Raw genomic sequence first — 21,576 nt, 5'->3', positions numbered from 1 at the left:
CGTGTTTCATAGATCAATTAACGTTGAATTGGTTAAGTAATGCAACACTCAATTGCTTCATCTTGAGCTGTACTATAATCAAAATGAGCTTTTTTAGAATCAGATTCTTGTAATTACATTTTAGGTAAATCAATAAAATTATAGTTAGCTAACTGACTTTTAAAACCGATTGTTGCATTTGTTACCATTCTTTTATTTAATTAATTTATAACATTTCATTGATCTTTTCTTATTTCTTATATTACTAATATCAGTAATGGATTTAAAAAATATTAATGTTTTTGGATTACATTTATCTATTGTATGATTTGTTTTTTCATTAAACCATGTGAAAAGCATGCGTTATACTTTTTTAAGAACAAATTTTTTGCTTATTTTCCATAATTAATATTATTTACTTCTATATACCAATAGGGTTTATATATTTGCTTTTTTTAATCATCAACCGTCATATTACGTGTTTTTAAATCAAATGGTGTTAATTGATAGACATAATAGTTAAGCCAATTACTAAATAGTAAATAGGCATGGCTACGCCATGTAGCTTTCGGGGGCAGATTTGGATTATTATCTGGAAAATAATTTTCTGGAATATTCGGATTAATCCCAGCGTTAATATCGCGAAAATATTCATTGGCTAAGGTGTAAGAGTCGTATTCTGGGTGTCCTGTTACAAATGCCATACGTTTATCTGTTGTTGTCATTAGATAAGGCCCTGTTATATCGGACTCAGCTAAAATTGTTAAATCGGTGTAATTTATAATTTTATCTTTGGGAAAATCAGCATTACGTGAATGAGGTGCTAAAAAAGTATCATCAAATCCTCGTGATAAAATCGCATTCGGCTGAATAATTTGATGTTGATAAACACCTGATAATTTCTGGCTGCGAGTAAATTTTGGTAAATCATATAAGACTTTCAAAGCAGCCTGTACAGCCCAACAAACAAACATTGTTGAAGTTACATGTTCTTTTGCCCAAGTAATAATTTCAGCTAATTTAGACCAATAAACTACATCAGAAAAAGGCACTTTACCTAGTGGTGCTCCAGTTATAATAAGCCCATCAAAATTTTGATGTCGAATATCATCAAAATCACAATAAAAGCTTCTCAAATGTTCCATTGGTGTATTTTTTGATTCACGTTGATCAATACGCAATAATTGAATATTCACTTGTAAAGGGGAATTTGATAATAACCGAAAAAATTGATTTTCAGTCTCTATTTTTTTAGGCATTAAATTAAGGAAGAGAAGCTTAAGTGCTCGAATTTCTTGATTTTTAGCACGCGATGAAGTCATAATAAAGACATTTTCATTGCGTAACACATCTACAGCAGGCAATGAGTCTGGGATACAAATAGGCATAACAACAGCTCCTAAAGCAATGATTTATTTTTTATAATTAAAATAGACGTCTAGATATCTACATAGCTAAATATAGTGGGTTTTATAAAATTTGTCGAGATTTTTATTAAGCAATAAGATTCAAAAAAATCAGTATACTAGAAATTTTAATAGTAAATAATGCTTAAATGGTCTTCAAAGTGAAAACGTTGATGGGAATATTAAAACTTAGAAAGTACGAGTATCAGTACGCCAAGTATCGGCGGTTAATGCTTCGCCAAAATAGCTATTAATTAATTTTTGGGTAATGTCACTTAATGGTGAAGCTAATACTTCAGCCGTATTACCATATTCAACCAGTTCTCCCTTATGCATTACTAAAATTTCATCGCTGATATGTTTCATCATTCCTATATCTTGAGTAACGTAAACATAAGAAATATTTTGCTCAGCTTGCAGTGACAACATTAAATTGACTATTTGTGATCGCATTGAAATATCTAGCGCAGCTAAAGCTTCATCTAAAATTATCACTTTAGGCTTTAAAATTAATGCTCGAGCTAGTGCGACTCGTTGTTTTTGCCCTGCTGCCATTACCGAAGGATAATAAGAAGCATGTTCAGGTAATAATCCAACTTGTTTTAAGACGTCATTAATTAACTTTTCACGTTCTTGGGCATTATATTTAGTATTGTGTTTCAACGGGATTTCTAACAATTGTCCAATACGTAATCTTGGATCAAATGAGCTCTCTACATGTTGAAATATCATACGGATAAGTTGGCAACGGTAACTATAATCACCATATTCAACTTTATTACCATCAATCCAGATATCACCGCTATCAGGTTTCAACATACCGACTAACATTTTTGCTACAGTTGACTTTCCTGAGCCATTTTGTCCAATAATGGCCAACGTCTTACCTTCACTAAGTGAAAACGACAATGGTTTAACTGCATCAATACGCAAATGCCCCAGAAAACCTTTAGGAATTTTGAATTGTTTAGATAAATTACGCACTTTTAATATTGGATTCATCATATATACCTGTTATTGACCACTACTCATCAGTATTTAACGGAAAATGGCAAGCTACTGAGTGATCTTTTATCGGTCTTAACTCAGGTGCTTCGATACACTTCTTTTGAGCATAAGGACAACGGGGTCCTAACCGGCAACCTATCGGTAAATGCTCAAGAGATGGAATAACTCCGGGTAAAGTATTGAGTGGGCTTTTATGGGGCATCGCTTTTCCAAAATCAGGAATAGCATAAATCAAAGCTTGAGTATAAGGATGATAAGGGGATTTAATTAAATCTTCACTATCAGCAACTTCCACCGTTTGGCCACAATACAATACACTAATACGATCAGTCCATCGTGTCACCATTTGTAAATCATGACTGATAAGAAGAATTGTGGTTCCAATATTTTGATTCATACTCGCAAGAAGCCTAAATATTTGTGATTCGGTTGTTGCCTCCATTGAATTAGTGGGTTCATCTGCAATTAATAATTTGGGTCGATTAGCCAGTGCAATAGCAATCATTACTTTCTGGCACTCTCCTTCAGTCAATTCAAATGGATAAGATTTTAATATTTCTTTATGGTCTTTAATTCCCACCCGATGCAACAATTCAATGGCACGATGTTTGCGCCAAAATAATCTTTGCCACCAATGCCCTTTAAATGTTCTTCTTGGAATAGCATTTATTAACTGTTGACCTATTTTCATTGAAGGATCTAAACATGATTGCGGTTCTTGAAATATCATAGATACATTATCACTAATCACTTTTCGACGCTGTTTAGGAGAAAGTTTTAATAGATCAATATCATCAAAATGAAAGCGATCAGCCGAAATCTTCCAATTATGATTAGTCACCCCTAAAATGGCTTTAGCAATAAGACTTTTTCCTGAACCTGACTCTCCAACTAAACCACGAATTTCACCTTCAGATAGCTTTAAGTTTACACGATCGATTGCTCGTAACAAACCATCAGGCGTAATAAATTCTATGGTTAAATTTCGAATATCTAACAAAGCCATAATTAATGCCCTGCTCGTTGGCCATATAATCCAAAATTGAATAAATAGACCAAAGTTATAGTAACAACTACAGCCAATCCTGGCGATAGAAAAGCTAAATAATTAGTACCGATAATATCTTTCATTTTGAACATCATCATACCTAAATCGGGACGTGAAACGTCATTTGCAAAACCTAGAAAAGTTATGGTAGTAATGGCCAAAATGATCGAACCAAATAATGAGGCAATTTCGGTCAAATACATGGGTAAAATATTAGGTAAAATGTAGTGATTAAAAATTGATAACGGTGATAACCCATCCAATCGGTAAGCTGTAATGTAAGTTTTATGCCATTCATTAATCGCTTGTTGATGAATATTATAGATAAAGCGTGGTGTATAAGATAATCCAATCACTAATAATATGTTGGTAATATCATCTTCTAATATCATACTAATTGCAATGACGCCTAGTAGCGGTGGCACAACCATACAAAACTTAAAAATAAATAGAATTAGCGGACGCAAAAAAGATATAAAGAACATCAAATAATTAATTATCCCACCAAAAATAATGACATAAAATACGGCTTTTAATGTCATGGATATGGTCGAGCGATATCCGATCAGTAAATAATCAAAAATATCTTGTCCTTTGGCATTAGTACCTAAAATATGATTTAAATCACCATTCGCCCACCAAGCTGGTGGTAATGAAGCCGGATAAATAGAATTTAAATGAGCATGAAAAAACCATTTAGTCGATAATGCTACAAATGCAATTGCTAAAATACCATAAAAGCTAATAATTAAATAAACATTACTGTGTAGCTTATTAAAGCAAGATACAATAGCATTTACTAGTTTAGTTACCCTAGACATAATTTACCTTATGACGTAATGGATAAATAGCAACAGAAGAAATTTCACCTAATAATGTTAATAGACTAATGACCGTACCACATGCCAAAATTGCAATAGCTATAATGGAATAATTATGATGGTGATAAGCAATCATCACCCATTGCCCTAGACCAACACGATTAAATAAAATTTCTATTACCATTGTCGAAAACAGCAGTGTTGTCGTATTGTATGTTAACTGTGGAATCGTTGCAGGAATAGAATTAGGTAACAAATGACGGCGTAAAATTTTAAATGGGGATCGTTCACGAATAATCGCTATTTTAATATAGTTTTGACGTGAGGTACTTTTTACCGATTGACTCACTAATTGTATTGTCATAATACTTGGTTGAATGGCTAAAATAATAATAGGCAAAAGCAAATGATGCAGATGTACAAGAAGTGCTTGTAATTTCATTGTTTTTGATGCAACAAGAATTTCGAGTAACGATGTGCCCGTTACTGACGGCGACACATCAAAATTCATTGATATCGACCAAGTAGGCGATAACCAATGCATCACAATAACAACAAACATAACTTTAGGACAAGAATACAGAAATAAAGATCCTAAGCGAATAGTATTATTAAGCCAATTAATATTACTCAAACCAAGAAAAATTCCCAATGGCAGTCCAATGACTAGAGCAACCACTAAAGCTAGTATACAAAGTTCGAAAGTCGCTAATAAAGTGTGAAAAAATGGTACGGTTTCACCTGATAATAATCTAAATTGACCTTGTAGTAATTGCTTAAAAAAAGCACTATATGCATCAACAAAACTCAAATTATTAGAGTTAAGTATTGAATGTGGAGCAAAATAGACTAAACAGAAACTAATCTGAGTTAATACGCAGATAATAAATAAAAACGTTACTATTTTTTTGAAAATATAGATAATCATGTTTATCTTTATCGCTGTTATAAGTAAATAAAACACGGTAACAACTATTTATTACCGTGTTTTAAACTATTTAAAGGATTAATCTTCTGATATTAATGGTTTGCTAGCAGCTGCATAAGCATGATCTTGTGCGCTCAAACCACCCGCATTACCTTTACCATCAAAATGATAGTCTGACTCTTCACGTGACCTTATAGTTTTATTCGATACTTCATACTCTGGTGCTGATGCTTTAGTCATTACAGCCGAAGAATGCCCTGTTGTTTGTTCATTTTCATTCACTGATTTATCACTGTCATTACTTTGTTCAACTTCATTAGAATCAAGTTGTATATTAATATCTATTTGATTAACAGGAGCAATATCTAACGTTATATCTGTATTATCTTTCATATTATTTGTCACTACAACTTCATTATCCTTAACAACAATAGGGATCAAAAGTGACGGAATTAACGGTATTGTCACTTTTGGTTCCTCCTGCTTCAATTGACTATAATCGATAAATACTCGACCTAATGCCAGTTCTAATGATGAAGCTGCAAATGCCAATGGCATTGGTGACTGTTTTTGTTCAGTATTTTTTAAACGTCGCTTATTACGCTGACCATTCATACGCAAATGTCTGGATGTTCGACGTTGGCGCTTTGGTTGAGTTTCAGTAACTTTATTCTCCACTGATTCTGCGACAAGAATTGGTAACAGTAAAGTTGGAATAATAACTTTTTCACCGACAGCCTGATCGATCATCTCACTATTTTTGACTCGAACACTTTTGTTTAAAGTGCGCTGTTGACGTCGTGGTTTAGGTTCTTTTGGCTTAATAGTTGTAACTTCATTAACCGTTTTATCTACTTTAGCAGTTGTATTTATTGTATTTGATGCATTTGCATTATTACTTTGTCTTGTGCGACGTCCACTATTTCTATTTGGTGTTTCTTTTGCTCGACTTTCTGTTGCCGGTGTTACCATAGCAATAATGTTATTAACAGCATTATTACTACGATTATTACGCTGGCGTCGATTATTAGAACGTTGATTATCACGTCGTTTTGGTGATGGTTGTTTAACTTCTGGTTCTGGTTTAGGTTTTTCAGCAGCAAATAATTTACATACTTTACCTAGCATATTATTGAACAAATTGACCAATTTCTCAATTTTTGGCTCAGCTTTGACTTTTGGTGTTGCACAAGCTTCAACTTTAGGTCCTGATAATATAGCTTGTTCTACAATAATGTCTGCTGTCTGATCATCTTCCTCTTCTTCAAGCTCACGAATCAGTTTAGGTAGATTATAACTTAGTACATCTGTCTCTTCACCAGTACGTTTACGAATAACTTTATAAAGAGGCGTTTCCATCTCTTCATCCCCGGCAATGACAATTTTGACATCAGGATGCATTTTTTCAATATTTGTAATCGCTCGACGTTTTTCATTGAGTAAATAACTCGCAATTGGCACAGGAACAATCACATCAATTTGAACTGTGTTATCTTTCATTGCTTCTTCTTGAATTAAACGGAGAATAGAAAGAGACAATGAATTGTTATCACGGACGGTACCTGTACCTTGACAACGAGGACAAATATGATGTGTTGCTTCACGTAATGAAGGACTTAAGCGTTGACGTGACATCTCAAGCAAACCAAAACGAGATATTCGCGTAGTTTGAATACGAGCACGGTCAGTTTTCATCGCTTCTTTTAACCGGTTTTCAACTTCACGCTGGTTGCGAATCGGTGTCATATCGATAAAATCAATAACAATCAAACCACCTAAATCGCGTAAACGTAATTGACGAGCGATTTCTTCAGCTGCTTCAAGATTTGTATTAAATGCAGTTTCTTCAATATCACTACCGCGAATTGACTTAGCAGAGTTAATATCAATAGCGGTTAATGCCTCAGTCGTATCAATAACGATTGAACCACCAGATGGTAAGCGAACTTCGCGTTGGAATGCTGACTCGATTTGTCCTTCAATCTGGAAATGATTGAATAATGGAACATCACCTTCATAAAGTTTTAAGCGGTTAACATATTCAACACGACCTAAATCAACCAATCGTTTTTTAGCCACTTCCATTACTTTAGGATTATCAATTAAAATGTCCCCTACATCATCACGTAAATAATCACGAAATGCACGGGTAATAATATCACTTTCTTTATGAATTAAACTTGGGGCTGGATAGTTTTTGGCTTCATTTTGAATTGCTGTCCAATAATTCACTAAAGCATTTAAATCTTGTTGTAACTCTTCTTGACTCTTACCCACACCAGCAGTACGAGCAATAACCCCCATTCCTCTTGGCTTTTCAATCGCATCAATAATGCGTCTTAAATCAGCTCGATCTTCACCTTCAATACGGCGCGAAACACCACCAGCTCGGGGATCATTAGGCATCAATACTAAATAGCTACCTGCAAGGCTAATATAAGTCGTTAATGCTGCACCTTTTTTACCACGAATCTCTTTTTCAATTTGGATTAGAACTTCTTGTCCTTCTTGTAAGTGCTTAATACTACGACGACCCGAAATATTGGTAGGGAAATAACTTTCAGCAATCTCTTTTAATGGTAAAAATCCATCACGTTCACCACCATAAGAAACAAAAGCAGCTTCTAAACTTGGATTTATTTTAGTGATTTTGCCTTTATAAATATTAGCCTTTTTTTGCTCATGCCCAAGACTTTCAATATCTAAATCATACAAGCGTTGTCCATCAACGAGCGCAACGCGCAACTCCTCTTGCTGGGTTGCGTTGATTAGCATTCTTTTCATTATTCTACACTCTTTATTAATCTTAATTAATTATAGGTAGAATATTATTATTAATAATAAGCGTTTATTTAACAATGATAAATAATGGTTGTTAACTAAATATTCAAATATGGTATTCATTATTTTATTTGTGCTATTTTTGTTATTATTTTATGTGAAACCGATATTATTCATACAATATCTTTTTAAAATTTAGGTATTATTAATGTTCAAAAGTTTCATACACTTTGTGAACCATCCCTAAATATATAACTCTTCGATATTATTTCTATGGTTAACTTATAAACTAAAGTTTTTTTTGACTTTGGCTACCAAATTAAATCGTTATCTGATTGTTCAAAATAAACATATTATTTAATTATAATAATCCTACTTACGCTATTTTACTTTTAAAAAAGTTGTAATGTCTAACGCCATTGCTGCATTACAAGGATAAAAAAATCCTTTCTTATTTTAACGTTTCAGCAAAGGATAGCAAGTAAATTAAAATTGCTATTTTATAAATAGTTATCAATATTTTGTATTTCTTATAAATCTTGTTCAACCAAAAAAGAAAATCTTACTTTTTAGTATGAGTACTTTATACGGAAACATCATGTAAACCTGAAACTTTTTTTACAATTTTTCGTCTTAAAGCTCATTTCACTTAATTAAAAATAAGCAACAAATTACATCGTGCAACGTTGTTCTTAATCAGTATAATAATTACGAATAAAAACAATTAACAAGAGACAAGAACGATTTATGGACTTATCGGATAAAAAAACACTCATTGAATTTACTACTCGTTGGTTGAATCAGTTTGATTACGCACCACAAAGTGAAGAATTGCATTCCATACCCTCACCTTGTATTTTAAAAACTCAACAACTCACTGTATTTTGGCGACCATTTATCTTACAACCACCAAGAGATCTCTCCATTGTTGAAGAAGTTGTAGGTATCACCTTACATCCCTGTTCACACATTTTTTATGGCACACAATATGCTGGCAATATGGCAGCTAAATTAGCTGACACAAACTTAACTTTAATTCAAACTTGGAATGATGATGATTTTTCAAACTTAGAAAGAAATTTAATAGCCCATTTATCTCAACAAAAAAAATTAAAACGCGTTCCAACCATTTTTATAGCTGCGACAGATGAAGATACTGAAATAATTTCCTTAAACAATTTAACCGGAGAGGTTGTAAAAGAAGATTTGATTACTGGAGAGTTAATTACACTAAGCCAAAATTTAACTACTTTTTTAAATAAACTCATTGTTATTAATTAAATAACAATTATTAATCGATAACTCGAGCAATAAGTCAGTAATGATATTGATCCGTAAAAGTAAATATTTTCGAAATTGTAACTTATAAACGAATGTGTATATAATGCTTTAAAAGTCATTAGATTAGATAGGTGAATTATGTTTGAATATTTAACAGCAGCGTCAGCCGATCCCATTTTAGGGCTAGCAGATCTTTATAATAAAGATGAACGCACCAATAAGATTAATTTAAGTGTTGGTGTTTACAAGGACGAAACCACCAGAACACCTATTTTAGAAAGTGTAAAGAAAGCGGAGCATTCATTATTAACTGACGAAACTACTAAAAGTTATTTACCAATTGTTGGCGCGAGTCCATTTAACGAAGCGACACAAACGTTACTTTTTGGTCATAAAAATGAACGTGCAAGAACAGCCCAAGCGCCAGGAGGAACTGGTGCCCTACGTATAATGGCTGATTTTCTATCTCGCCGTACTAAAGTAAAACGCATTTGGATAAGTAATCCATCTTGGCCTAATCACCGGAGTGTATTTCAAACAGCTGGTCTTGAAGTAAGGGAATACGACTATTACAATCCTCAGACACATAGTCTTGATTTTGATGCCATGATGAGTAGTTTAAGTCAAGTCACTACCAGTGAAGCAGTACTATTCCATGGTTGTTGTCATAACCCTACGGGTATCGATCCTACACCAGAACAATGGCAAGCAATTTCAGATCTAGCACTAAAAAATGGCTGGTTACCTCTATTTGATTTAGCTTACCAAGGTTTTGGAGAAGGTGTTGAAGAAGATGTGTATGGATTGAGATTATTTGCTAATCATCAACCAGAATTGCTTATTGCGAGTTCTTATTCAAAAAACTTTGGACTATATAATGAGCGCGTGGGAGCATTTACATTAATCGCTGCGAATGCCGAAATTGCTGAGCGTGCTTTTAGTCAAGTTAAAACTATTATCCGTGCGAATTATTCAAATCCTCCAGCTCATGGAGCTAAAATTGTCTCTTATATTTTAAACAATGACGAGTTAAAAGAAGAGTGGATTGATGAATTAACCAACATGCGTCAACGTATTCATCGTATGCGACAATTATTTGTTAAAACGTTACAAGATAAAGGTGCAAATCAAGACTTTAGCTTTATAGCTAAGCAAAATGGAATGTTCTCATTTAGTGGCTTAAGTGAAGAGCAAGTTATAAAGTTACGTAATGATTATGGCATTTATATTGTTAATTCAGGAAGGATCAATATTGCAGGAATGACTATTGATAATATGTCCAGACTTTGTGAATCAATTGTTGAAGTACTCTAAAACCTATTAATTCCTTGAATAAAAATTTAAAATATCATAGGCAAACTAAGGAAATGATACAATTTCCTTAGTCATTGCGAGAAATAATAAAAATTCTAATCCACTAAAATTGCAGTAATCCATCAAAATAAAAACAATTTTATCTCTAAGTGATTTTGAATAAACCACTGTATCTTTCATTCTCTATTTTTATTCCTTTTAGTTATATCAATATACAAACTGATTATTAGACGCTAATCCATTAATTATTAATAATTGAACAGTAGAATATAGAAAATAATTGGGGGCAATTTGGTGGCATCACACGTTTTAGATTTTTTAATTTTGGGAAATAATTTTAGCACCAGTGAAATGCGGGCGATTTGGTCAGAGCAAAATCGTTTAGAAAAGCAAGTCGATGTAGAAGTCGCCTTAGCAAAAGCCGAAGGTCAATTAGGCGTGATCCCCGCTGATGTAGCTAGTGAGATTATAAAAAAAGCAGATGCATCAAAATTATCTTTACAGCAAATTGCAAACGAAGCAGCAAAAGCTAAACACTCATTAATGTCAACCATTAACGCACTACAAAAACAGGTGGGCGAAGCGGGCCAATTTATTCATTATGGAGCAACCACTCAAGATATCGTTGATACGGCAACTGTCTTACAATTAAAGCAATCTTTTGCCATTGTTGAACGTGACACGAAACTTATTGCCATTGAACTTAAACGATTAGCTAAGCAATATCAATATCTTCCTATGGTTGGGCGCACTCACGGTATGCAAGCGCTACCGACCACTTTTGGCTTTAAATTAGCGGTTTGGTTGGATGAGTTTGTACGTCATTTACAACGTTTAACTGAAATAAAACAACGAGTGTTAGTTGGAAACATCAGCGGCGCTGTTTGCACTTATGCATCAATAGGGAAATTAGGTCCTCTAATTGAAGCTCGTGCATTATCGAGTCTTGGTCTTAATACCCCAAATATCGGTTGGCAATCAGCCCGCGACCGTTTTTCGGAATATGCCTCAGTCATTGCCTTAATTAGTGGTACACTAGGCAAAATTGGCAATGAGTTTTATAACTTAATGCGTACTGAAATAAACGAAGTCGAAGAACCGTTTTCAGAAGGTAAAATTGGTTCAACAACTATGCCTCATAAACGTAATCCAGCAGCCTTAGAAGGTTTAGCGAGCTTAACCGCCCCTCTATTAAAAAGTGTGGCGTTAATCCACGAATCGATGAAAGTTGAACATGAGCGTGATGCCATGAGTTGGCGGGCAGAATGGATTGCCTTACCCGAAATCAATTTATATATCTCTGCTCAATTGCAAAGCGCATTCACTATTTTTAAAGGTTTGAAAGTGAATAGCGATCGCATGTTAGCAAATTTGTTAATGCAAAATGGGCTTTTGTTATCCGAAAAAGTCATGTTTGAAATTGGTAAGCGTTTAGGAAAACAAACTGCCCATCATCTGGTGTATAACTGTGCTATGCAAGCCTTTGAACAAAATAGAGCGTTCAAAGAGGTGTTGTTAGATGATCCATTACTGAATAAAGAGTTTACTTTAGCAGAACTTGATAGCTGGCTTGAACCAATTAATTATCTGGGCACGGCACCAGAAAAAGTGCAGCAAGTTATCAATTATGCTGAGCAAAGTGGAGTACTAGTATGAACTTCCGCTTGATTAATCAGTCTGATATTTCCGCATATCAGACTTTATTACACAATGCGTATCAAATGGCAACCAATTTAGGGATTCATTTTGCCGCGGCCTCAGTGAATTATGAGCAAATTACCCATCATATGGAATGCAATGCAGTTTATCTGTCTGAAAAAGGAGGTGAACTAGTTTCAACCTTAAGTATCCGCTTCCCATGGGGAAATAACCCAGGACCTTATGGATTACCGCATCTAGGTTGGTTTGCTACCGATCCCAAATATAAAGGGAAAGGTTATGGCAACCAATTATGGGATTGGGTAGAACAACAAATCCTAATTAATCAATTAAAACTACCCGCGGTCACTTTAGGTACAGCACAAAATCACCCTTGGTTGGTACAAATGTATATTAAAAAAGGCTTTCGTCCAATTGGTCAAGCTGATTTAACGATGGATCATACGACTATTTATTTCGAAAAAATCTTTAATCAACATAGCTATACCGAATGGAAAAATAGGAATTATAAAAAATGAATAAAATGATAACATTATTATCTACTGCAATATTCACTTGTTTAGCGTTAGTCAGTTGCGATAATCAATCGAGCAAGCCAACAACTGAACAAAATGTTCTAAAAGTAGGTTCCACTGGGCAAAGTTATCCCAATGGTTATAAACAAAATGATAAATTAGTAGGATTTGATGTTGAGGTCACTGAAGCTATCGCAAAAGAGCTCGGTTATAAAATTGAGTGGATTATTGCAGAATTTGGCGGTTTAATGGGACAATTTGATTCAGGGCGTTTAGATACCATTGCCAATGCCGTTGCAATTACCCCAGAGCGTGAAGCTAAATATGATTTTTCCTCTATTTACAGCTTTTATGGCAGTCAAATCGTTACTCATAAAAACAATAAAAATATAAATCAACTATATGATTTTAAAGGTAAAATTATTGCCGGGGTGCTTGGCTCTAATCATATCAATAATCTAAAACACGCTTTCCCTAAAAATGACATTATAATAAAAACCTATGAAACACGAGATGGTGCTATGTATGATACTGAATATCAGCGTGTTGATGGATATATCAATTCAAAACCTATATTACTTGCCGAAATCAAACGCAAAAACTTACCGTTTAAATTAGTCGGTAAGCCCATCACTATTGAACAGGTAGCGTTTCCATTTAGTAAAAATGAAAAAGGCCAAGCACTACGTGAAAAATTTAATCAGGCTATAGAAAAACTGCGTGCTAATGGCACATTGCAAAACATTGCAATTAAATATTTTGGTGAAGATATTACCTCATGAATTTTAATGTAACTTATTTTTTTAGTGTGTTCCCACAGATTTTACCTTATCTGCCAGTCACACTCTTTATTGCTATCGTATCGATCATATTTGCCATTGTTTTTGGGTTAGCAATTGCATTATTACGTAATCATAAAATGATCATGATTGATGCTATCTTTGCGCTATTTATTTCATTATTTCGTGGTATTCCTTCTGTTGTATTATTGTTTATTATTTACTATGGTTTACCACAAATTTTTCCGATATTAAAGCAGATTGGTGCAACGACAGCAGCAATTATTTGCTTTAGTTTAAAATATTCAGCTTATTTAGCCGAAATATTTCGTGCGGGCTTGGCATCAGTTGATCAAGGACAAAAAGAAGCTGGTTTAACCTCAGGTCTTAGTAACTTTCAAGTTTACCGTGGCATTATACTGCCACAAGCACTGGTTAATGCCCTACCCAATACAGGCAATATGTTTATTTCATTACTTAAAGACTCATCGGTGGCTTTTTTTGTTGGCGTACAAGAATTATTAGCAGCAGGAAAAATGTTAACGGCTAATTCTTTCCTTTATTTTGAAACTTACTTAGCTGTCGGTATTGTTTATTGGTTTACTGTTGTTGTCTATTCTTGGATACAAAAAAAGATTGAGAGCAAGCTCAGTAAACCCTATCATCGTTAAGGAGAAAGGTAATGATTTCTGTTTCACATTTATCTAAACGCTTTGCCGATAATGAGGTTTTAAAAGATATTAATTTAAATATTAAACAAGGTGAAGTAGTAGCCATTATTGGTCCTTCGGGTTCAGGTAAATCGACCTTGTTGCGTTGTTTGAATTTACTGGAAAAACCGAATACGGGGACAATCAAAATAGGTGAGGTTGCGCTAAATAGTAAACATTATCGCAATAAAGAAGAGATAAGCTTGCGCAAACAATCGTCCATGGTTTTTCAACACTATAATTTATTTAAAAATAAAACCGCATTAGAAAATATTACTTATCCATTAATCATTGGGCAAAAAATCGATAAAGATAACGCCAAACAACATGGGCTATCTTTACTTAAGCGAGTGGGTATGTTGCCTTATGCGAATCAATATCCAATCACCTTATCGGGCGGTCAACAACAACGAGTCGCTATTGCTAGAGCATTGGCAGTAAGACCCAAAGTACTATTATTTGATGAACCTACATCGGCACTCGACCCTGAACGAGTCCACGAGGTTCTGCAAGTGATGTTACAGTTAGCTAAAGAACATATTACGATGATCATTGTCACGCACGAAATGGAGTTTGCTAAATATGTTGCCGATCGCATTATCTTTATGGCAAATGGTGTAATTGTTGAAGAAGGTCCAGCAAAATCAATTATCGATAATCCACAAAATGAACTGACTCAACGCTTTTTATGCCAAATTACTGATAAAATTGATTTTGAAATTTAATCAAGATAAGTCAATAAAACTTATTTAGCATTTTCATTTTACAATGTTAAAACATACTGTGCTATAAATTGGTTAATCGTTAAACCTGAGGCTAAATTTTTGATATCAGCTAATAAACTTTTTGCTTTTTGTTGGTCTTTGATTGCATCTGTTAGTTTTAATAACATCTCCATTTGGCTATAAGGATTTCTAGGTGATCCTTTAGGAACATCAATACGTTGACTAATTTTTTCTCCTGTATCTAGCTCAATTTCAATTACAACATATCGACCGTTATAGGCGTCAGCATGGGGGGCAAGGTTGATTTGATAACTACGCTGCATTTTTTGCATCAGTATTCGAATCTGTCCTGGAATAGGATTGGATCTAAATTGCTCAAAATTAAGCGGGATACCTAATAGAGTTAACGCTAAAATATATTCAGCTGAAAACCGCCCCTGCTCAGCTATTACAGGATTATTATAGATTAATGCGGCATCACTGTTTACTGGTGAAAAAAATAGGGTAATATGGCTAATATGGTGAACATTAAATTGTAGGTGTTGATAAAGTAACTGACCAGCATCAGCAATATAAGCTGCGGCAGAACAAAAACAATAGGTTTTAAACCATAGCCCAGGGTGTTCTATTCTCCAAACGATTCCCCACTGACTTAAATCAAAATTATCATTACCCTGCCCATAAACAGCTAAAAATCCTAGTTTTTCGTCTAAAAAGTCCTTCTCTGCAGTGATTCCACTGCGTAACCATTGAACAGATTGTATCGCATGCTGAGCGGCTAACCCTGCATGCAAAAACTTAATGGGGGTACCCATCACTAGACGGATACCTGATGCTTGAGTCGCCGACAATGTCAAAGCTTGCCGCAAAAAAGGTTCATTATAAAGGTAACAAATAGCAGCTGTGGCAGCGATACCACCTAAGGTGAGAGTTGCATGCCATCCTTTTTCATAATGCTTTGGATTAACGCTTTTACCTAGTCTCGCCATAACTTCAATACCAATAACATAAGCGGTCAAAAAACGCTTACCATCAATAGGAGATTGAATCTCATCTAATTGTATACTAGCAAATAGTGCTGATAAAATAACGGCGGAAGGATGTCCACGGATATCAGAATGGACATCATCATAATCTAAACAATGCGCTTGAAAACCATTAAATAATGCCGCTTGACGGGCTGTCGCTAATTTTTTTTGTCCTAGCAACCAAGCTTTGGCTTTACCCCCTTCATCATCAATCCAATTAAGCAATCGATGGATATCGACTTCATGACGAGCTTGTAAACTACTAGCAAAATAATCAACCACACCATTGATTGCGCATTCAATTGTCCTAGGATCGTTAATTATGGGAGTATTTGCTATTAAAAAACTTAATTGTTGGCCTAAATTCATTTTTCATCTCAAAAAAATCGTTACATAACAAACTGAACCTGGTTACCATAACGTATAAAAAATTATAAGTTAAAGATTGTCTGGTTATAATTTAATAACTTTTAGTCATAACCCTTAGACTTTGAATATCCATTTTTTTACTTTTAATTTATATGCTAAAATAATGTGAGCAACATTTACTTTTAACACGACAAAAAATTAAATCCATTATGTCAATTTGTTATATCGCATTAGGTAGCAATTTGGACGATCCATTTGCACAAGCCAATCGAGCTATTACCGCATTAAAACAGTTATCTGCTACTCATATTTTAGCTATTTCACCATTTTACCGTAGTAAACCGTTAGGCCCTAAAGACCAAAATGATTATCTAAATGCTGTGATTAAAATGTCCACAGATTTGTCACCAATAGCTTTGCTCGATGAACTGCAAGCAATTGAGAAATCCCAAGGGCGTATTCGCAAAGACAATCGCTGGGGAGCAAGAACCTTGGATTTGGATATTCTACTGTATGATAATTTAATTATTGATAGTGAGCGATTAACGATTCCTCATTATCATATGAAAAGTAGAGAATTTGTTCTTTATCCACTGTTTGATATCGCGCCGGATTTAATTTTACCTGACAACGATAAACTGCATGAGTTAGTGGTTAAATGTCCACTCAATGGCTTAATAAAGTGGAATAATTAATTATTTTGTTTAATAACATGGAGTTGTTTTATTTTTCTCTTACTTAACGCAAAAAAAAATTAAAAAAAATTTGCCAAAGGCTAAATTATTGCTATAGTTTACCGCCTGCAAATAATCTGTACATAAGGGGATTGTTTTGAAAAAGGAACAAAAAGTAAATACCTCTTCTCTTAGCCTGCTTTCAATTGCAGGACTTGAGCCTTATAAAGAGGCAAAAGGTGAGGAGTATATGAATCCTAACCAATTGAAACATTTTAAACTTATCTTAGAAGCATGGCTTTCACAATTACAAGGTGAAATGGGTAAAACTGTTTCTCACATGCAAGATGAAGCTGCAAATTTTCCAGATCCGGCTGATAGAGCAACTCAAGAAGAGGAATTCAGTCTTGAGTTACGCGCCCGTGATAGAGAACGTCGACTCATTAAGAAAATTGAAAAAACATTGAAGAAAATCGAAATAGATGATTTTGGTTATTGTGAATCTTGTGGCGTTGAAATTGGTATTCGTCGTTTAGAAGCGCGACCAACGGCTGATTTATGCATTGATTGTAAAACCTTAGCTGAACTTCGAGAAAAACAAATGGGTATATAATTCCATTTAATCAACGAGTTTACTTAATACGCCCATGCAATATATTGGTCGTTTTGCACCCTCACCTTCAGGACCATTACACTTTGGTTCGTTGGTGACCGCTTTAGGCAGCTACTTACAAGCCAAATACTGTCGTGGTAAATGGCTTGTTCGTATTGAAGATATCGACCCACCTAGGGAGGTTAAAGGGGCATCAACTCTCATTTTAAAAACTCTCGAAGCGCTCAATTTATATTGGGATGATGAAATTTTATATCAATCAAACTGTTGTAAACGTTATAAAACTGTTCTGCAATCGCTACTTAATAAACAACAAGCATATTACTGTGATTGCACAAGACAACGAATTCACAGTTTAGCAAATAAAATTTATGATGGATTTTGCCGTGATCGACCGTTGTCTGTTATTAATAGCGAACATATGGCGATTCGTATTAAACAAAATCATCCAGTTTTAGCCTTTACTGATAAAATACGAGGGAAACAAACTGTCCAACAAGCAGATGCCTTAGAAGATTTTATTATTCATCGCAAAAAGGGGTTATTTGCTTATAATCTAGTGGTCGTACTTGATGATCATGAGCAAGGCATTACAGAGATAGTACGCGGTGCCGATCTTCTACCTGTTACAACAAAACACATTTCACTGTATCAACTATTAGGTTTCAATGTTCCGACATATTGTCATTTACCTTTGGCCTTAGATAAAAATGGTAACAAGCTTTCTAAACAAAATCATGCCAGCCCTATTGATTTAAACAACCTTAAGGCATTAACTGTTCAAGCTTTACAATTTTTAGGACAAAAAGTGCCAAAAGATTGGCAAGATGCATCTCAACAGCAACTTTTAGATTGGGCGATTCAACACTGGCAGCTCACAAATATCCCAAAACATAATGCCAGTTATCCACCAATATAGGATAAATTCGGTGTGATACCAACATTATGATCATGTAGCAAATGTTTTTCTGGTTTAATCATTAATGAAGTAAGGATTTTGGTTTGTAATTGTGTTTTTTGATCTGGGCTTACCAACAAATCACGTAAATCAACGGCTGCATTACCAAACAAGCAATAATGTAATTTACCAACGGATGACACACGCAATCGATTACAGCTTTTACAAAAATCTTTGGAATATGGCATAATTAGCCCAATTTTACCTTGATAATCGTTATGTACATATACTTTGGCTGGTCCTGACAATGGAATCTTTGGTTGTAACTGCCATCCTTGAACAATGAGCTGTGATTCAATCATTGTACCAGCGGTATGATATCGTTCAAACACCTCATTACTATCACCGATTTCCATCAACTCAATAAAACGTAATTCTATTGGACGATGTTTAATCCATAATAGATAATCATCGAGATTGTCATTCATATTTTTCATCAAAACAGTATTAATTTTGACCTTTTTTATACCAACTTCCAATGATTTTTCAACACATTGCACTAGTTCTTTCAATTTATCTTGGCCCGTGATTAATTTGAATAAGTGTGGAGATAGGCTATCAATACTGATGTTAATTGCATTTAGCCCAGCTTGTTGCCAATGTGAAATATTTTTTAATAAACGCGATCCATTGGTAGTGATTGCCAGTTCCTTAATACTAGAATAAGAAGAAATCATTGCCAAAATATCAACAAAATCGCGTCGTAATGTTGGTTCTCCGCCGGTTAAACGAATTTTATTTACGCCAAGTTCATTGAAGGCAGATACAATATTATCAATTTCATTCAGTGAAAGAAACGTATGATTTTTATTAGGTCGATAACCATTTGGTAAACAATACTGGCACTGAAAATTACACAGCTCAGTAATCGATAAACGCAAATATTGAAATCGCCGTTGATAGTTATCAACTAATTGCATATAGAATTTAAACACCTTATCCAAATCGGGAAGCATAGCCATTTCTGCACTATACCGCGGCTAATTGACCATATGAATAACATTATCACTTAGGAAAAATAGCTTCAGAGTTTAGTTAAGTCTAGCACAGTCTTAATTTATTGACTATAAGCAACTATTTCATATCAACATAACAAAAATTGATTTATTTTTTATTTTAGACTTGACGTTATTATTACTGTTCCCTGCATAGATAGCGTTAATGTAGCAAGGAATAATAGGTGCAGTTCGAAAGAAATGAACCTACAGAATATCTTTTTGTTTATGAATTAAATTTTTTTTAATTAAATATCTTCTTCTATATCAGTATTGGATTATTCGTTTACATAGTCATTAATAAACTAAATTCATTTTCTATATCTTCATAGTGAGTTAATCAATCACTGTTATCAATGATTAAAATTGATCTAATTTTATACTACAATTACATTCAAATCCTTGTTGAATATCCTATTGAAAAATAGTTGATTAGAAAAGATCAGTTAAATTTTTCATATTCCATAAATTAACTTATTTATAAATTACGTTATTATCAGCTTTACTTATTTTTTATTCTATTTGAATATATAATAATTTTTTGCCGATAAAACCGTCAAATGGAGGTTGTAATGATTACCCATATTAGCCCATTAGGATCAATGGACTTACTTGCTCAAGCTGAAGTTGATATTTTAAAAAAATCAGCTAATAGTGATCTTTATCAGTTATTTAGAAATTGTTCTTTAGCAACACTCAATGCCGGCAGTAAAACCGATAATACTAAAGATCTGTTAGATAGATTCCAATCTTTCGAAATTAATGTTATTAGTAAAGAAAGGGGAGTTAAACTAGAGCTTATTAATGCACCTGAAAGTGCATTTGTTGATAAAAGAATTATTCGTTCAATTCAAGCTAATCTATTTGCCGTTTTACGTGATATTCTTTTTTTAAATAGCCAAATAATTGCAATAAAACATTTAGTTCCTAATGATAAACTTGAAAAAGAACGCTCTTACTACATCACCAACCTTGTTTTTTCAATTTTACGTAATGCTAACGCACTGCATGTTGGTGAAGAACCCAATCTCATTGTTTGTTGGGGTGGACACTCAATTAATGAAAGCGAATATTATTATGCTCGTCAAGTTGGTTTACAACTAGGATTGCGTGAGCTTAACATTTGTACTGGTTGTGGCCCTGGCATAATGGAAGCACCAATGAAAGGCGCCGCGGTAGGTCATGCACAACAACGTTATAAAGATAGCCGGTTTATTGGCATGACCGAACCATCAATTATTGCTGCCGAACCCCCAAATGCATTAGTAAATGAACTGATTATTATGCCGGATATTGAAAAACGTCTTGAAGCGTTTGTAAGAATGGCACACGGTATTATTATATTCCCAGGCGGACCTGGAACAGCCGAAGAATTACTTTATATTCTGGGTATCATGTTGAATCCTGCTAATAAAAACCAGACTCTACCACTAATTTTAACTGGTCCTAAAGAGTGTGAAGGTTATTTTGCAGCCATTGATGATTTTGTACGTAATACATTAGGCGAAGAAGCAACCAAGCTTTATCAAATTGTGATTGACTCACCTGAACAAGTTGCTCGTATTATGAAAGATGGAGTAAAACACGTAAAATCTTCGCGCTTAAAAACGGGTGATGCTTATGGGTTTAACTGGCTATTAAAAATTGATGAATCCCTACAACATCCTTTTGAACCACTGCACAAAAATATGGCTGCATTAAATCTGCATAAAAACCAACCTGTTGAATTACTGGCGGCAGATTTACGTAGAGCGTTCTCGGGTATTGTTGCCGGCAATGTCAAAGAATTTGGTATGAAACAAATTGCCGAACATGGGCGATATAAATTACAAGGTGATCCTGAAATTATGAAACAGCTTGATAATTTATTAAGAAGTTTTATAAAACAAGACCGCATGAAACTACCAGGAGGAACCGCTTACCAACCCTGTTATGAGATTTGTTATTAACAGAAAGCCAAAACCCAACTATTATAATATTCCGCC

General features: G+C 34.2%; 19 protein-coding genes and 1 riboswitch. Of the genes, 11 read left to right on the top strand and 8 right to left on the bottom strand.

The window, feature by feature from the left end:
- Positions 1-434: 434 nt before the first annotated feature.
- The 6 genes from metA to rne form a co-directional block, all read right to left on the bottom strand.
- Complete coding sequence (gene metA, locus J4T76_RS06150) at positions 435-1,367, bottom strand: homoserine O-acetyltransferase MetA (protein WP_267341222.1); 933 nt, start codon at positions 1,365-1,367, stop codon at positions 435-437.
- Positions 1,368-1,574: 207 nt separating this feature from the next.
- A complete protein-coding gene (locus tag J4T76_RS06145; RefSeq protein ID WP_267341221.1) occupies positions 1,575-2,390 on the bottom strand; it encodes a peptide ABC transporter ATP-binding protein in 816 nt (271 codons plus the stop codon).
- A 19-nt stretch (positions 2,391-2,409) separates the two neighbouring features.
- Positions 2,410-3,399, bottom strand: a complete 990-nt coding sequence (sapD, locus tag J4T76_RS06140) for a putrescine export ABC transporter ATP-binding protein SapD (protein ID WP_267341220.1) — start codon at positions 3,397-3,399, stop codon at positions 2,410-2,412.
- A 2-nt stretch (positions 3,400-3,401) separates the two neighbouring features.
- On the bottom strand, positions 3,402-4,262 hold the full coding sequence (locus tag J4T76_RS06135) for an ABC transporter permease subunit (protein ID WP_267356037.1): 861 nt from the start codon (positions 4,260-4,262) through the stop codon (positions 3,402-3,404).
- Positions 4,255-5,190 carry an ABC transporter permease subunit gene (locus tag J4T76_RS06130; protein ID WP_267345999.1) on the bottom strand — a complete coding sequence of 312 codons (936 nt, stop codon included), beginning with the start codon at positions 5,188-5,190 and terminating at the stop codon, positions 4,255-4,257. The genes J4T76_RS06135 and J4T76_RS06130 overlap by 8 nt, the downstream gene beginning before the upstream one ends.
- Before the next feature lie 78 nt (positions 5,191-5,268).
- Positions 5,269-7,974: a ribonuclease E gene (rne, locus tag J4T76_RS06125; RefSeq protein ID WP_267356039.1), complete on the bottom strand. Its 2,706-nt coding sequence runs from the start codon at positions 7,972-7,974 to the stop codon at positions 5,269-5,271.
- Positions 7,975-8,718: 744 nt separating this feature from the next.
- On the opposite strand from rne, the gene syd reads away from it, so the two are divergent.
- The 7 genes from syd to J4T76_RS06090 all read left to right on the top strand — a co-directional run bounded on the left by syd (position 8,719) and on the right by J4T76_RS06090 (position 14,954).
- A complete protein-coding gene (syd, locus tag J4T76_RS06120; protein WP_267341216.1) occupies positions 8,719-9,252 on the top strand; it encodes a SecY-interacting protein in 534 nt (177 codons plus the stop codon).
- A 138-nt stretch (positions 9,253-9,390) separates the two neighbouring features.
- A complete protein-coding gene (locus J4T76_RS06115) occupies positions 9,391-10,566 on the top strand; it encodes an amino acid aminotransferase (RefSeq protein ID WP_267341214.1) in 1,176 nt (391 codons plus the stop codon).
- A gap of 294 nt (positions 10,567-10,860) precedes the next feature.
- The gene (purB, locus tag J4T76_RS06110; RefSeq protein ID WP_267341212.1) at positions 10,861-12,222 is read left to right on the top strand and encodes an adenylosuccinate lyase; all 1,362 of its coding nucleotides are present in this window, start codon (positions 10,861-10,863) and stop codon (positions 12,220-12,222) included.
- Positions 12,219-12,743, top strand: a complete 525-nt coding sequence (locus J4T76_RS06105) for a GNAT family N-acetyltransferase (RefSeq protein ID WP_267345994.1) — start codon at positions 12,219-12,221, stop codon at positions 12,741-12,743. The genes purB and J4T76_RS06105 overlap by 4 nt, the downstream gene beginning before the upstream one ends.
- The gene (locus J4T76_RS06100) at positions 12,740-13,522 is read left to right on the top strand and encodes an amino acid ABC transporter substrate-binding protein (RefSeq protein ID WP_267341209.1); all 783 of its coding nucleotides are present in this window, start codon (positions 12,740-12,742) and stop codon (positions 13,520-13,522) included. Before J4T76_RS06105 ends, J4T76_RS06100 begins: the two co-directional genes overlap by 4 nt.
- On the top strand, positions 13,519-14,190 hold the full coding sequence (locus tag J4T76_RS06095; protein WP_267341208.1) for an amino acid ABC transporter permease: 672 nt from the start codon (positions 13,519-13,521) through the stop codon (positions 14,188-14,190). The genes J4T76_RS06100 and J4T76_RS06095 overlap by 4 nt, the downstream gene beginning before the upstream one ends.
- An 11-nt stretch (positions 14,191-14,201) precedes the next feature.
- Positions 14,202-14,954 carry an amino acid ABC transporter ATP-binding protein gene (locus J4T76_RS06090; protein ID WP_267341206.1) on the top strand — a complete coding sequence of 251 codons (753 nt, stop codon included), beginning with the start codon at positions 14,202-14,204 and terminating at the stop codon, positions 14,952-14,954.
- A 38-nt stretch (positions 14,955-14,992) separates the two neighbouring features.
- Here the strand turns inward: J4T76_RS06090 and J4T76_RS06085 are convergent, their stop codons facing one another.
- Positions 14,993-16,351, bottom strand: coding sequence for an MmgE/PrpD family protein (locus J4T76_RS06085; protein WP_267341204.1), 1,359 nt, complete (start codon positions 16,349-16,351; stop codon positions 14,993-14,995).
- A gap of 209 nt (positions 16,352-16,560) precedes the next feature.
- Between J4T76_RS06085 and folK the strand changes: the two genes are divergently transcribed.
- From folK to gluQRS, 3 genes are all read left to right on the top strand, one after another.
- Positions 16,561-17,046: a 2-amino-4-hydroxy-6-hydroxymethyldihydropteridine diphosphokinase gene (gene folK / locus J4T76_RS06080; RefSeq protein ID WP_267341203.1), complete on the top strand. Its 486-nt coding sequence runs from the start codon at positions 16,561-16,563 to the stop codon at positions 17,044-17,046.
- Positions 17,047-17,182: 136 nt separating this feature from the next.
- Positions 17,183-17,638 (top strand): RNA polymerase-binding protein DksA, encoded by a 456-nt coding sequence (gene dksA / locus J4T76_RS06075; RefSeq protein WP_267341202.1) that lies wholly within the window; start codon positions 17,183-17,185, stop codon positions 17,636-17,638.
- A gap of 34 nt (positions 17,639-17,672) precedes the next feature.
- A complete protein-coding gene (gene gluQRS / locus J4T76_RS06070; RefSeq protein WP_267341200.1) occupies positions 17,673-18,557 on the top strand; it encodes a tRNA glutamyl-Q(34) synthetase GluQRS in 885 nt (294 codons plus the stop codon).
- Here the strand turns inward: gluQRS and moaA are convergent.
- The gene (gene moaA / locus J4T76_RS06065; RefSeq protein WP_267341199.1) at positions 18,542-19,516 is read right to left on the bottom strand and encodes a GTP 3',8-cyclase MoaA; all 975 of its coding nucleotides are present in this window, start codon (positions 19,514-19,516) and stop codon (positions 18,542-18,544) included. The two genes, gluQRS and moaA, sit on opposite strands and share 16 nt — an antisense overlap.
- Positions 19,513-19,638: riboswitch (molybdenum cofactor riboswitch) on the bottom strand. It overlaps the preceding gene by 4 nt.
- Before the next feature lie 525 nt (positions 19,639-20,163).
- Between moaA and ppnN the strand changes: the two genes are divergently transcribed.
- On the top strand, positions 20,164-21,540 hold the full coding sequence (gene ppnN, locus J4T76_RS06060) for a nucleotide 5'-monophosphate nucleosidase PpnN (RefSeq protein WP_267341197.1): 1,377 nt from the start codon (positions 20,164-20,166) through the stop codon (positions 21,538-21,540).
- Positions 21,541-21,576: the final 36 nt, after the last annotated feature.

The organism is Gilliamella sp. B3022 (assembly GCF_028751545.1).
In the GTDB taxonomy this organism is placed as follows: Bacteria; Pseudomonadota; Gammaproteobacteria; order Enterobacterales; family Orbaceae; genus Gilliamella.
This window is presented reverse-complemented; position numbering and strand designations above follow the sequence as displayed.

Excerpts from the sequence above, each read along its gene's own strand:
- metA (WP_267341222.1), bottom strand. The coding sequence starts at position 1,367 with ATGCCTATTTGTATCCCAGACTCATTGCCTGCTGTAGATGTGTTACGC.
- J4T76_RS06145 (WP_267341221.1), bottom strand. The coding sequence starts at position 2,390 with ATGATGAATCCAATATTAAAAGTGCGTAATTTATCTAAACAATTCAAA.
- sapD (WP_267341220.1), bottom strand. The coding sequence starts at position 3,399 with ATGGCTTTGTTAGATATTCGAAATTTAACCATAGAATTTATTACGCCT.
- J4T76_RS06135 (WP_267356037.1), bottom strand. The coding sequence starts at position 4,262 with ATGTCTAGGGTAACTAAACTAGTAAATGCTATTGTATCTTGCTTTAAT.
- J4T76_RS06130 (WP_267345999.1), bottom strand. The coding sequence starts at position 5,190 with ATGATTATCTATATTTTCAAAAAAATAGTAACGTTTTTATTTATTATC.
- rne (WP_267356039.1), bottom strand. The coding sequence starts at position 7,974 with ATGAAAAGAATGCTAATCAACGCAACCCAGCAAGAGGAGTTGCGCGTT.
- syd (WP_267341216.1), top strand. The coding sequence starts at position 8,719 with ATGGACTTATCGGATAAAAAAACACTCATTGAATTTACTACTCGTTGG.
- J4T76_RS06115 (WP_267341214.1), top strand. The coding sequence starts at position 9,391 with ATGTTTGAATATTTAACAGCAGCGTCAGCCGATCCCATTTTAGGGCTA.
- J4T76_RS06105 (WP_267345994.1), top strand. The coding sequence starts at position 12,219 with ATGAACTTCCGCTTGATTAATCAGTCTGATATTTCCGCATATCAGACT.
- J4T76_RS06100 (WP_267341209.1), top strand. The coding sequence starts at position 12,740 with ATGAATAAAATGATAACATTATTATCTACTGCAATATTCACTTGTTTA.
- J4T76_RS06095 (WP_267341208.1), top strand. The coding sequence starts at position 13,519 with ATGAATTTTAATGTAACTTATTTTTTTAGTGTGTTCCCACAGATTTTA.
- J4T76_RS06090 (WP_267341206.1), top strand. The coding sequence starts at position 14,202 with ATGATTTCTGTTTCACATTTATCTAAACGCTTTGCCGATAATGAGGTT.
- J4T76_RS06085 (WP_267341204.1), bottom strand. The coding sequence starts at position 16,351 with ATGAATTTAGGCCAACAATTAAGTTTTTTAATAGCAAATACTCCCATA.
- folK (WP_267341203.1), top strand. The coding sequence starts at position 16,561 with ATGTCAATTTGTTATATCGCATTAGGTAGCAATTTGGACGATCCATTT.
- gluQRS (WP_267341200.1), top strand. The coding sequence starts at position 17,673 with ATGCAATATATTGGTCGTTTTGCACCCTCACCTTCAGGACCATTACAC.
- moaA (WP_267341199.1), bottom strand. The coding sequence starts at position 19,516 with ATGCAATTAGTTGATAACTATCAACGGCGATTTCAATATTTGCGTTTA.
- ppnN (WP_267341197.1), top strand. The coding sequence starts at position 20,164 with ATGATTACCCATATTAGCCCATTAGGATCAATGGACTTACTTGCTCAA.